This is a genomic window from Dysosmobacter sp. (genome assembly GCF_052306735.1).
In the GTDB taxonomy this organism is placed as follows: domain Bacteria; phylum Bacillota; class Clostridia; order Oscillospirales; family Oscillospiraceae; genus Oscillibacter.
Genome location: NZ_DAWBAJ010000026.1, coordinates 19328 through 30245, shown reverse-complemented (window position 1 = coordinate 30245; position 10918 = coordinate 19328). Strand labels below are relative to the sequence as shown.

General features: G+C 61.8%; 13 protein-coding genes. 3 read left to right on the top strand and 10 right to left on the bottom strand.

Annotation, left to right across the window (positions count from 1 at the left end):
* The first annotated feature begins 257 nt into the window (after nt 1-257).
* The 3 genes from ACT67G_RS07935 to ACT67G_RS07925 are packed head-to-tail and all read left to right on the top strand — an operon-like array spanning nt 258 to nt 3355.
* Nucleotides 258-1385 (top strand): TRAP transporter substrate-binding protein, encoded by a 1128-nt coding sequence (locus tag ACT67G_RS07935; protein WP_443663896.1) that lies wholly within the window; start codon nt 258-260, stop codon nt 1383-1385.
* Between the two features lie 41 nt (nt 1386-1426).
* Nucleotides 1427-1972, top strand: coding sequence for a TRAP transporter small permease subunit (locus ACT67G_RS07930; protein ID WP_443663895.1), 546 nt, complete (start codon nt 1427-1429; stop codon nt 1970-1972).
* The gene (locus ACT67G_RS07925) at nt 1973-3355 is read left to right on the top strand and encodes a TRAP transporter large permease (protein ID WP_326215732.1); all 1383 of its coding nucleotides are present in this window, start codon (nt 1973-1975) and stop codon (nt 3353-3355) included.
* A gap of 65 nt (nt 3356-3420) precedes the next feature.
* On the opposite strand, the gene tsaA is transcribed toward ACT67G_RS07925, so the two are convergent.
* From tsaA to larC, 10 genes are all read right to left on the bottom strand, one after another.
* On the bottom strand, nt 3421-4110 hold the full coding sequence (gene tsaA / locus ACT67G_RS07920; RefSeq protein ID WP_443663894.1) for a tRNA (N6-threonylcarbamoyladenosine(37)-N6)-methyltransferase TrmO: 690 nt from the start codon (nt 4108-4110) through the stop codon (nt 3421-3423).
* Nucleotides 4111-4222: 112 nt separating this feature from the next.
* Nucleotides 4223-4564 (bottom strand): hypothetical protein, encoded by a 342-nt coding sequence (locus ACT67G_RS07915; protein WP_443663893.1) that lies wholly within the window; start codon nt 4562-4564, stop codon nt 4223-4225.
* Nucleotides 4551-5189 carry a hypothetical protein gene (locus tag ACT67G_RS07910; RefSeq protein ID WP_443663892.1) on the bottom strand — a complete coding sequence of 213 codons (639 nt, stop codon included), beginning with the start codon at nt 5187-5189 and terminating at the stop codon, nt 4551-4553. Before ACT67G_RS07910 ends, ACT67G_RS07915 begins: the two co-directional genes overlap by 14 nt.
* Before the next feature lie 34 nt (nt 5190-5223).
* Nucleotides 5224-5667, bottom strand: coding sequence for a hypothetical protein (locus ACT67G_RS07905; protein ID WP_443663891.1), 444 nt, complete (start codon nt 5665-5667; stop codon nt 5224-5226).
* Nucleotides 5648-6175, bottom strand: coding sequence for an RNA polymerase sigma factor (locus tag ACT67G_RS07900; protein WP_325245596.1), 528 nt, complete (start codon nt 6173-6175; stop codon nt 5648-5650). Before ACT67G_RS07900 ends, ACT67G_RS07905 begins: the two co-directional genes overlap by 20 nt.
* Nucleotides 6176-6298: 123 nt before the next feature.
* Nucleotides 6299-7066 carry an ABC transporter ATP-binding protein gene (locus tag ACT67G_RS07895; RefSeq protein ID WP_326215735.1) on the bottom strand — a complete coding sequence of 256 codons (768 nt, stop codon included), beginning with the start codon at nt 7064-7066 and terminating at the stop codon, nt 6299-6301.
* On the bottom strand, nt 7063-8136 hold the full coding sequence (locus ACT67G_RS07890) for a FecCD family ABC transporter permease (protein ID WP_325245592.1): 1074 nt from the start codon (nt 8134-8136) through the stop codon (nt 7063-7065). The genes ACT67G_RS07895 and ACT67G_RS07890 overlap by 4 nt, the downstream gene beginning before the upstream one ends.
* Nucleotides 8126-9262, bottom strand: a complete 1137-nt coding sequence (locus ACT67G_RS07885; RefSeq protein WP_443663890.1) for an iron ABC transporter substrate-binding protein — start codon at nt 9260-9262, stop codon at nt 8126-8128. Before ACT67G_RS07885 ends, ACT67G_RS07890 begins: the two co-directional genes overlap by 11 nt.
* A 24-nt stretch (nt 9263-9286) precedes the next feature.
* A complete protein-coding gene (locus tag ACT67G_RS07880; protein WP_443663889.1) occupies nt 9287-9805 on the bottom strand; it encodes an FmdE family protein in 519 nt (172 codons plus the stop codon).
* A partial coding sequence (larC, locus tag ACT67G_RS07875) for a nickel pincer cofactor biosynthesis protein LarC (RefSeq protein ID WP_443663888.1) occupies nt 9798-10918 on the bottom strand: 1121 nt, incomplete at its 5' end. The genes ACT67G_RS07880 and larC, both read right to left, overlap by 8 nt.

Sequence of the window (10918 nt, the reverse complement as noted above, 5' to 3'; positions counted from 1 at the left end):
CAAGGTCACCCCCATGCTGATCGAGGCCATCAAGGCTGCCAAGGCCGCGAAGTAATTTTACATCTTGCTGCATAGCGGGGACAGGCTTCGGCCTGTCCTCGCTTTTTTACACAAAAACCATGGGGAAATTTCTGCGTTCGTCAAATATTTGACTATGCCAGGGCAGAAATTTACGATTTATTTACAAATACAGGTTTGATATAATGTGGAGAGAAAATAGGGTAGCCACGGGCTGCCCGGGAAAATGGGAGGAAACGATGAAAAAAGTTTTTGCAACACTGCTGATGCTTTGCATGGCACTTTCCCTGCTGGCAGGCTGCGGTTCCGCTGACAGCGGCGTCATGGATGCGGCCAATGCCAACGCTGTCTCCGGCGGAAACAGTGACCTGCCTGTGGTGACCTGGAAGATGGGCTCCACCTGGGGCGCCGGCAACGTCCACTTCACCGTGGATCAGCGCTTCACCGAACTAGTCAGCCAGCTGACCGGCGGCCGTTTCAAGATCACCAACTATGCCGACGGTGAGCTGTGCTCTGCCAGCCAGCTGTTTGACTATGTCAGCCAGGGCACCATCGAGTGCGGCGGCGACTGGGGCGGCTATTGGTCCGGTAAGGACACTGCGTTCGAGCTGCTGTCCACCATCATGGACGACTTCACCGCCATGGACTACTACACCTGGATCTATGATGCCGGCGGCATGGAGTGCTACAAGGAGATGTACGGCCAGTACAACATGGAGTACTTCCCCCTGGTCACCAACCCCTGCGAGTCTGGTATCCGCTCTGTCAGCCCCATCACCTCCATTGAGGATATGCAGCACATGAAGATCCGCCTGGGCGGCGTCATGGCCGGCAAGGCGGCTCAGAAGCTGGGCATCAACATCACCACCGTGGCTGCTTCCGAGCTCTATGAGTCCCTGCAGCGCGGCGTCATCGACGGCGGCGAGTTCTCCGGCCCCAAGGCTGACGACTCCCTGAAGCTCCAGGAGGTCGCTCCTTACTGGTGCGCCCCCGCCTGGTATCAGTCCGCCGGCGTCAACGGCGTCATGGTGAACATGGACGCCTGGAACAAACTGCCCGAGGAGTATCAGACCGCCTTTGAGACCGCGGCCCGTCTGTGCTGCGGCGAGCAGCTCTCCCGCTACATCTGGAACGACATGACCGTCACCAACCAGATGATCGAGGAGCAGGGCGTCACCGTCACCAGCCTGCCCAAGGAGGACATGGAGCTTATCCGCCAGGCCTGCCTGGAGACCTATCAGGAGGAGTGCGAGATCAACCCCAACTTCAAGATGGTCTATGATTCCATGCAGGCTTACCGTGAAGCTGCCAACAACTACCGCGATTGGACCGGCGACTACGGCTTCGGCTTCAACCGCGACGAGTAATCGCCTCTTGCAGAAGAGAAAATCTTGAGAGAGGTGTTAAAATGAAAGTAATCGATGCAATCTGCAGGACCATTGATAAAATCAATGATATCCTGGGCAAGGTCTTTTCCCTGCTGGTTCTGGGCATTTTGGCTGTTATTTTGTGCGAGGTCATTCTGCGCCGGATTTTCAACAGCCCCCAGATCTGGACGCAGGATCTGATCGTGATGCTCTTTGCCAGCTACATCATCCTGATCTGTGCCTTCGGTTTCCAGAAGAAGGCCTTCGTGGCGGTGGACGTGGTCTTCGCCCGCTTTCCCATGCTGGTGCAGCACATCCTGCACACCATTACGTATCTGATTTTCCTGGTGCCCTTTGTGGCGGCCATGCTGCCCGAGAGCTGGAACTTCTTCATGAAGGCCTATACCACCGGTGAGCAGACCTACTCCGTGTGGGCCGCTCCCACCTGGCCTGTGAAGTTCTGCCTGTTCCTGGGCCTGCTGCTGCTGGCTGTCCAGTCTGTTTCTGAAATTCTCAAGCAAGTCAACGGCATCATCTCGGATGTTACCGGCAAGAAGCTGCCGGATGCCGGGAAGGAGGCGCAGTAAATGGATGCTTTGATGAATTCTCTTCAGGGTCTTGTGACCTCCTCCGGTATCGGGGCAAGTGATCTTGCGATCGTGATGATCGCGGCGCTGTTCGGCTTGATGGTGGTAGGCCTGGTGCTGGGCCAGGAGCTGGCCTTTGTTCTGGGCGGCGTCGGCGTTGTAGTGGGCTGGATCGCCTGGGGCGATCCCGGCGTTACCATCGCCATGACCAAAATCTACGACCAGATGCAAAGCTACTCCATGGTGGCTATCCCCATGTTCGTGCTGATGGCCAACTTCCTGACATACTCCAAGGTGGCAGACGGATTGTTTGAATCCATCCGCTACCTGCTGGGGCCCCTGAAGGGCGGCCTTGGCCTGGCCGTGATTTTGGTGTCCACCGTTTTCGCCGCCACCACCGGTATCGTGGGCGCCTCCGTGGTCACCATGGGCATGCTGTCCCTGCCCGTCCTGCTGCGCAGCGGCTACAAGCCCTCCCTGGCCTGCGGCATGGTGTGCGCCGGCGGTTCCCTGGGTATCCTGATCCCCCCCTCCATCATGCTGGTGTCCATGGGCTCTTATGCTGAGGTCTCCGTCGGCAAGATCTTCTTTGCCGCCATCGTCCCCGGCCTGGCTCTGTCTCTGGGTTACATCATCTATGTGATGGTGGTCTGCCACATCCATCCCGATTGGGGCCCGGCTATGAGCGCTGAGGAGCTGGCTGAGATGCCGCTCAAAAAGCGCATCACCGGCTCCCTCATCAACCTGATTCCCCCTCTGCTGCTGATCATCGCTGTGCTGGGCTCCATCTTCGGCGGTATCGCTACTCCCACCGAGGCTGCCGGCGTGGGCGCCTTCTTTGCCCTGATCCTGGCCATCTTCTACAAGCAGTTCAGCCTGAAGATGCTCTATGAGTCCCTCATCGATACCGCCAAGACCACCGCCATGGTGTTCATCATCCTCTTCGGCGCCGCGGCCTTCACCGGTATCTTCATGTCCCTGGACGGCGACCAGATCATCTCCAACTGGGTGCTGGGCATGGGCATCGGCAAGTGGGGCGCCTTCGCCATCATGATGGTCATCATGTTCATCCTGGGCATGTTCATCGACTGGCTGGGCATCGTCATGATCGTATTCCCCATCTTCCTGCCCATCATGGACCAGTTCGGTTTCGACCGGCTGTGGCTGGTGGCCGTCAGCGCCACGCTGCTGCAGACCTGCTTCATGACTCCGCCTTTCGGCTTCGCCCTGTTCTATGTCAAAGGCATTCTGCCGGGCAACATCAAGATCCAGGAAGTGTACAAGGGCGTTATTCCCTTTATCATCATCATCTGCATTGTGACCGCTCTGTGCGCGGTGTTCCCGCCCCTGGTCACCTGGCTGCCCAGCATGCTGGCTGCCTGAGCGCTTCCGGAACCATGTAAAAAACACGGCCATCCCATTTGGGATGGCCGTGTTTTTGCTTGTTTTTAGGGACGCAGGATCTCCCGTACCGTCAGCACACCCTCTGATACGGAAAAACGCACCTCCAGCCCCGCAAAGCCGAAGCCGTAGACCCGCTCCGGATCCGACTGGTAATGGGGACGGGGATCCAGGGAGAGCACCTGCTGCAATGCTTCCCGCCGGTCCTCCGGAACTTTTTCCAACAGCTCCGGGGGGATCTGCACGTCCAGGGTGGGCCCGGCAGGAGCGGAGGCAAAGCCCCCCACGGCATCGGGGTGGGCATCCCCGTAGGGGATGTAGGGCTTGATGTCCAGAATGGGGGTGCCGTCCATGAGGTCGGCACCCCGGACGTGGAGCACCGTGCCGTGGTCCGGTGTCTGCTCCACTGCCTCCAGCCGCACGGAGGAGAGGCCGATGGGGTTGGGCCGGAAGGGCGAGCGGGTGGCAAATACGCCCATTTTTGCGTTGCCTCCCAGCCGGGGAGGCCGCACAGTGGGGGACCACCCCTGCCGGACGGACTGATCGAAGGCCCAAATGAGCCAGATGTGGGAAAAGCCCTCGATGCCCCGCAGGGCGTCGGGATTGCGGAATTCCGGCTCGAAGACCACGGTGGCGGTCAGGGCGTCCACCAGGCCGCTTTGCCGGGGAATGCCGAACTTGGTGGAAAAATCACTGTGAATGCGGGCGATGGGCCGCATGGAAAAAATCTGATCCATGAGAGGTTCCCCCTTAGCTGCGGATGAATTTTTCCCATTATACAATAAACCGGGCAAAAGGAAAAGCGGGACGGGTGAAAAGACCCGTCCCGCGATTCTCTGTGCCGCGGTTTTACCAGCAGCCGTACCACCAGCCCTCGGGGGCATAGAGGGCCCACCAGGCGGCGACAAAGAAGCACATGGACATCCCCACGATGAGCCCCGAGAGGAGCATTCCCACCCAGTCGTAGCGGATGCGCCCGCCCCGGCGGGCGGAGAGCAGAACCTCCGCCCCCAGGCAGATGAGGGCCAGGGGAGAGAGCTTAATGGCCCATCGCAGATCCAGGTCCGGGAAAAACATGGCCGCCAGCATGGCGAGGCCGCAGACCACCAGCACCAGTCCGAAGGTGATGGTGCCTACCCGGCGGACAGGCCCGACGGGCAGGGAAGGGGCGGTACGTTCAGTCATCTCCATGGGGCGCCTCCTCTCCGAGGTCAGAGCCCTCCTCCTCAGGCTGGCCTGCTTCCCCGTTTGTTTCCTCCTGAGATCCGGAAGCAGGGGGAGTAAAGACCGGGATCTCATCGCTTGGGCGTTGCTTGGGCCCCCGGATGAACCAAAGACCCAGCAAAATCACCAGCACCGTGATGGCCAGGCGGGGCAGGTCATAGACCACCAGACCGTAAGTCCACTCCAGGCCGGGAATGCTGGAGACGACGTTCATGATCCGGCGCATAAAGGTGTCGTAGAGCATATAGATGCCCAGGATTACCAGCACCCAGCCGATGATGCTGTGGCGCTTTTTCAAAAGGGCCGTCATCTGCTGGGAGTCCATTTCCGAGAGGCCGAAGAGATAGGCGTCCTCTGCGGGGAATCCGGCATCCGCCCGGGCCAGGAGATTGTAGCTGTCAAAAAAGGCGTACAGCCATACCACCGGCAGGAAAAAGGCCAGGGGGGCGATGGACAAAAAGCCCGCTGCCGCCAAAATGGCGAAAAAGCCGAAGGTCAGGGAGATGCCACGCTTCATATATCCCTGATACATCTGCCCGCAGCCGGGAAAGAGGGTGCATAAAAACAGAAAAAAGCCGTGTTTTCGGTTCATGTTGGTTCCTCCTTGCATTTCGTTGAAATGGCCGTCAGGGCCAGAGCCCGTTGAGCCGGTCGAAGACGGTGTCCATGGCGCTGTTCCAGTGTTCCGACCAGGACGAGAACCGCTCCGAAAGCGTGGGGGAGGGATCCGGATCCTGAATGGCCTGGGAGGCGGTGTGCATGGAAAAGTCCAGTCCGCCCCACAAGAGGGTCAGTGCCAGCACCACGGCCGCGGCTGCAGTGGCATAGCGGCTGGTGATAAGCTGCAGCGTCCGCCGCCGGATGCGCAGCAGCAGAGAGTCCCGGCAGCTTTCCTGCGGCGTCAGCAGCGTGTCCCCGGAGAGCAGCTCCGTATAACGCTGGAGGCATAGGTCGCAGTAGGCCAGGTGCTCGGCGATCTCCAGCCGCTCCAGTTCTTCCAGGGGTTCGCCCCGGATCAGCGCTGTGAGCGCCGTGTCTGTCAAATGTCCGTCATGGCGGAAGGATTCCATGTTGCTGCCTCCTTTCCAGCGTCTCCCGGAGGAGCCGTTTTCCCCGGGAGAGCTGTGTGTGTATGGTTTTGACGGGCCGGCCCAGAGCCAGGGCCGCCTCCTCCGGGGATTTCTCCCCCAGCAGGCACAGCCTACATACAGAGCGGTAGGGCTCCCGCAGGGCGTCCACAGCTCCGGCGATGTCCTGGGCCTGGAAGTGCCGCATGGCCTCCTCCTCCGCTCCGGGCACCAGCCCCGGCGGCATCCCCTCGTCTCCCGGGAGCACCGTGTGGCGGTTCCAGGCGCATTGGAGATGATCCTTGGCCTTGTTGGCGGCAATGCGGGCAAGCCACTGCCGCTCGTAGCCCTCCGGCATGGAGGCGCGGTGGAGGTAGGCGGATAAAAAGGTCTCCTGGGTCAGATCCTCCGCGGCGGCAGCGTCCCGCACCAGCTGGAAGCAGACGGTATATACCAGGCGCTCGTACTGCTCCACCAGCTGGGAAAAGCGTTCAGTTGTCCATGGTACCACGCTGCGCTGCCACCTCCTTTGCCCTTGCTGCTTATCATACGGCACAGAAAGCAAAATTTCTTCAAAAAAACGAAAAAAACCGGGACAGGATTTCCTGTCCCGGTATCGGTCTGGGCTGACGGGTCAACGGGAGCGCTCTGGCAGAGGAACCACCACAGGAATTCCCGCCACCTGCTCCACCACGGATTCCATGCCGTAGACGGCCCGGATATTCTCCGGATTCACCACCGCGTGATCCCCGGCGGCAAAGACGGTGCCGCCATGAAGAAAGACGAACCGGTCGCAAAACCGCAGGGCCAGGTTCAAATCGTGGATCACCAGGATGGCGGTGATGTTCCGCTCCCGGCAGACCTGGCGCACCAGGGAGAGCACCTCGTACTGGTTGCGCAGGTCCAGATTGCTGGTGGGCTCGTCTAATAGCAGCAGCTTGGGCTGCTGCACCAGGGCCCGGGCCAGCAGCACCTTCTGCTGCTCGCCGCCGGAGAGCTGGTGGAGGTACCGCATGGCAAAGCCCTCCAGGCCCATCCGCCGCAGGGTGTCGTCCACCATCCGGCGATCCTCCTGGCTGACGCCCCACTTGATGTAGGGCTTGCGGCCCAGCAGCAGCGTCTCGTACACCGTCATACGGGTAAGGGCGGCGCTCTGGGTCACAAAGGCCACCTGCCGGGCAAGCTCTCCCAGAGGCAGGGTCAAAAGCTCCGCACCGTCCACCGTTACAGAGCCGGTCTGAGGCCGGAGGATCTGGTCAAAGCACTTGAGGAGGGTGGATTTTCCGGCTCCGTTGTTGCCCAGGATGGCCAGAAACGAGCCGCTGCGGGCCTGGAAGGAGATATCCCGCAGGATCTGCCGTCCGCAGGGGTAGGAGAAGTTCAACCCTTCCACACGCATCATAGATGATCCCTCCCCCGAAAGAGCATGTACAAAAAGACCGGCGCGCCCAGGAACGAGGTGATGGCGCCGATGGGCAGCACAATGGGAGAGAGGATGCTTTTGGACACCAGGTCTCCCAGCAGCAGCAAGATGGCGCCGCACAGGGCGGAGCCGGGAATCAGGAAGCGGTAGTCGCTGCCGGTGAAGCGGCGGACCATGTGGGGGGCGATGAGGCCGATGAAGCTGATGACCCCCACGAACGCCACGCTCATGGCGGCGATGAGGGTGCACACCGCCATGCTGGCGTAGCTCAAAAGATCCACGTTGACGCCCAGGCTCTTGGCGGTGGCGCCGCCGCTTTCCAGGGCGTTGTAGTTCCAGCGGTTCCACAAAAAGAACACCAGTGCCGCCGCCGTCACTACGGCGATCATACCGATCTCCCGCCAGCCGGGACGGCCCAGGTCCCCGAAAGTCCAGTACACCACCGTGGCTACCTGCACGTCGTCGGCAAAGTATTGCACCAGGGTGGTGCCGCCGGTGAACATAGAACTCAGTGCCACACCGGAGAGGATCATGGTGGCGGGGGACACCCCCCGCAGCCGGGCAAGGCCCAATATCACGGCGGTGGTGGCAAGCCCTCCCGCAAAGGCGCAGAGGGTGACGGTGCCGGGGGAAGAGATGGTGATGGCGGTGCCGGCATTGGCGGCATTCTGCACCCCGGCGTCCAGCACGATGATGGCTAGGGCCGCGCCGAAGGAGGCTCCCTGGGAGACGCCCAGGGTGGAGGCGGAGGCCAGGGGGTTATGGAGCACGTTCTGCATTACGCACCCGGAGAGGGCCAGGGCGGCGCCCACCACCACGGCGGTGGCCGTCCGGGGCAGCCGCACCCGGAAGAGGATGGCCTCCTGCTGCTCGGTGCCCCGGCCCAGCAGCGTCCCCACTACCTGCCCCAGGCTCATGCCGGAGGAGCCGGTGGTGAGAGCAAAGAGGACCGCCGCCGCCAGGATCGCCAGCAGTGCCAGGAGCAGCAGGTACTTGCGCCGCAGGAAGAGGTCGTAGCTCTCCGGCGTCTCCATTGGTTTATGCCCCATGGCCCAGCTCCATCACGCCGAAGGACAGCCCGTCTGCCACCATCTCATCGTAGTAGGCATCTCCCAGCAGAAATTCCAGGATCTCGTCGGTCTTGGCGGCGATGTCCACATCGGCAAAGGCCTCCGGGAAGAGGACGGTGCCTGCGTAGTAGGCGTCGGCAATGGCGTAGCCCACGTTGGTGGAGTAGTTGTTGAAGGAGATGCAGCTGTACACGTTCCCCTCCTGTACCGCCCGCAGGGCATTGTAATAGCCGGGGTTGGCGGCGTACTCATCGTTCACCAGGTTCATGTTGCCGGGATCCAGGAAGATGTAGTCCGGATCCCACGCTACGATCTTCTCGGGATCCGCGTCGTAGTAGCCATCCTGCCCCTCCTGGTCCGCCACGTTCCGGGCGCCGATGGCCATAAAGGGACCGAAGTTGGAGTAGGTGCCGGTGAAGCCGTGGGCGCCGGAGAAGGTGACGGCACCGGTATAGCAGGTGGGCTTGGTATCCTCCGGAATGTCTGCGGTACGTGCAGCCAGGTCATCCTTGCAGCTGTCGATGTAGGAGAGGACTTCCTCACACCGGTCCTGGGCCCCCAGCACGTCGGCGGCTACCCGCATGGCAGTGTAGAAGCTCTCATCGATGAAGTTGATGCTCTGTGCCCGGATGGACACACAGGGGATGCCGGTGGCAGACTGCAGGTCTTCCAGGGCCTCCTGGGTGTAGCCGGAGAGGATCACATCCGGCTGCAGGGTGATGAGTTCCTCGATATAAGCGGTGTTGGAGGTGCCGCCGCCTTTGCCGATGGCGGGCAGGTCCCGGAAGGTCTCGTAGTACACGTGGGCGTAGTCCCGGAGGGTGGAGGTCTCATATGCCTTGTCGGTATCCTCCACGCCGATGAGCATGTCGGTGCACTGCAGGTAGGCAATCATCCGCAGGGCGCCGGAGCCGGTGCACACGATGGTCTTCACCTCACCGGGGATCTCCACCTCCCGGCCGTAGCTGTCCACCACCATCCGGGTGGCAGCAGGCTCACTCTGCGTGGATGCCTGGGCATCGTCAGCACCCTCTGCGGCACTGCCGCAGGCAGTCAGGGACAGCAGGGTCAAAAGGGTCAGCAAAATGGCAGAAAAACGTCTCATGGGTCTCCTTTCCAAAGAGGGGCATCAGCGGTCGTAAGAACGGAAGCAGTGCAGGCAGACCACTTTTCCGTCCTGCAGCCGGGCCATGTGCTCCGCCATGCCCTCACCGCACAGTTCACAGGTAACGGTCTTGAAGATGCGGGCATGCTCCGGCAGGGGGTACTTCACCTCGGTGGTGGTGAAGAGTTCCTCCAGGGGGGCGTTCAGGATCCAGCGCTGGCGCTCCTCCCGGCTCATATCGCCCTGATTTTTCCGGGCCACCACCCGGACGGAGGCGCCGGTGGTGCGGTTATAGAAGTTGTAGGCGGTCTTGCCCGTGAGGCAGTAAAGGAGGTTTCCCTTCCCGAAGGTGCAGCCCAGGAGTACCTGCACAGCGTCGCCGGGGCAGGCGTCGGTCTCGGCGATGCACACCAGCTGCTCATCGTCTGCCCGGCGCAGCTTCAGGGTTTCCTGTACGTATTCGCAGAGGCGTACCCCCAGGGCAAGGCCCGGGCATTCATGGCCGTGAAAGGCCACGCACTGATTCCAGAGTTCTTTATTCATGATGGGTCTCCTTTCCTGCCAGCAGGGCAGCCTGCCAGACCTCCCGGAAGGGGACGCCGGCCCGCTCCGCTGCGGCAGCTACATCCGCGTATTCCGGCTTGCACTTCTCTACGCCCCAACCGGCGGCGGTCTTGATGCCGATAGGGCCGTAAGGGGTTTCTACTTGCCGCAGGGAGGGGGTCAGGGTCCAGCGGCGGCAGGTGTGGACCCGGACGCCCTGGGTGCTGGTCTCCCGGAGAATGGCCCTGGCCAGGCGCTCTTCGTCGGCGGGGCGGCACAGCACCGTCAGCGCAGCGGCGGGGCGGCCCTTCTTCATGGTGATGGGGGCGGTGGACACGTCCAGGGCCCCGGCGGCCATCAGCCGCCCGCAGGCAAAGGCCAGGGCCTCCGCCGTCATGTCGTCAATGTGGCAGGTGAGCTCCAGGATCTCGTCCCGGCCTGCTTCTGCCGTCTCACCCAGGATGGCCCGGACACAGTTGGCGGCGGGGAATTCCTTCTTGCCCACGCCCACGCCGGTCTTCAACGGTGCCATTAGGGGCTGGGGGCCGAAGCTGGCGGCAAAGTGGGCCAGCAGCGCCGCTCCGGTGGGAGTGCACAGCTCCCCCCGGATCTCCCCGCCGTAGCAGGGGATCCCCTGAAGCAGATTGGCAGTGGCGGGAGCGGGAACAGGCATCACCCCGTGGGCGCAGCGCACCTGTCCGCTGCCCACATGGACGGGGGAAGCCGCAATGGTGTCCGCTTCGATGAGATGCAGGGCCAGGCACACGCCGGTGACGTCCGCCACGGCGTCCAGGGCCCCCACCTCGTGAAAATGTACCTCCGTCACCGGCACGCCGTGGGCCTTGGCCTCGGCGTCAGCAATGCGGCGGTATACAGCCTTGGCATTCTCCCGGACATCCTCCGGCACCGCCAGATGGTCCAGGATGTGGTCAATATCCCCGGGAGAGGCATGATGATGGTGGTGATGGTGCTCATGGTCATGGGGATGCTCATGGTCATGGGGATGCTCATGGTCATGGGGATGCTCATGGTCGTGGGGATGCTCATGGTCGTGGGAGTGCTCATGGTCATGGGGATGCTCATGGTCATGGGGATGCTCATGGTCATGGGGAT

What these genes read in the sequence shown, in the direction of transcription:
- ACT67G_RS07935 (WP_443663896.1), top strand. Translation starts at nt 258, where the DNA reads ATGAAAAAAGTTTTTGCAACACTGCTGATGCTTTGCATGGCACTTTCC.
- ACT67G_RS07930 (WP_443663895.1), top strand. Translation starts at nt 1,427, where the DNA reads ATGAAAGTAATCGATGCAATCTGCAGGACCATTGATAAAATCAATGAT.
- ACT67G_RS07925 (WP_326215732.1), top strand. Translation starts at nt 1,973, where the DNA reads ATGGATGCTTTGATGAATTCTCTTCAGGGTCTTGTGACCTCCTCCGGT.
- tsaA (WP_443663894.1), bottom strand. Translation starts at nt 4,110, where the DNA reads ATGGATCAGATTTTTTCCATGCGGCCCATCGCCCGCATTCACAGTGAT.
- ACT67G_RS07915 (WP_443663893.1), bottom strand. Translation starts at nt 4,564, where the DNA reads ATGGAGATGACTGAACGTACCGCCCCTTCCCTGCCCGTCGGGCCTGTC.
- ACT67G_RS07910 (WP_443663892.1), bottom strand. Translation starts at nt 5,189, where the DNA reads ATGAACCGAAAACACGGCTTTTTTCTGTTTTTATGCACCCTCTTTCCC.
- ACT67G_RS07905 (WP_443663891.1), bottom strand. Translation starts at nt 5,667, where the DNA reads ATGGAATCCTTCCGCCATGACGGACATTTGACAGACACGGCGCTCACA.
- ACT67G_RS07895 (WP_326215735.1), bottom strand. Translation starts at nt 7,066, where the DNA reads ATGATGCGTGTGGAAGGGTTGAACTTCTCCTACCCCTGCGGACGGCAG.
- ACT67G_RS07890 (WP_325245592.1), bottom strand. Translation starts at nt 8,136, where the DNA reads ATGGGGCATAAACCAATGGAGACGCCGGAGAGCTACGACCTCTTCCTG.
- ACT67G_RS07885 (WP_443663890.1), bottom strand. Translation starts at nt 9,262, where the DNA reads ATGAGACGTTTTTCTGCCATTTTGCTGACCCTTTTGACCCTGCTGTCC.
- ACT67G_RS07880 (WP_443663889.1), bottom strand. Translation starts at nt 9,805, where the DNA reads ATGAATAAAGAACTCTGGAATCAGTGCGTGGCCTTTCACGGCCATGAA.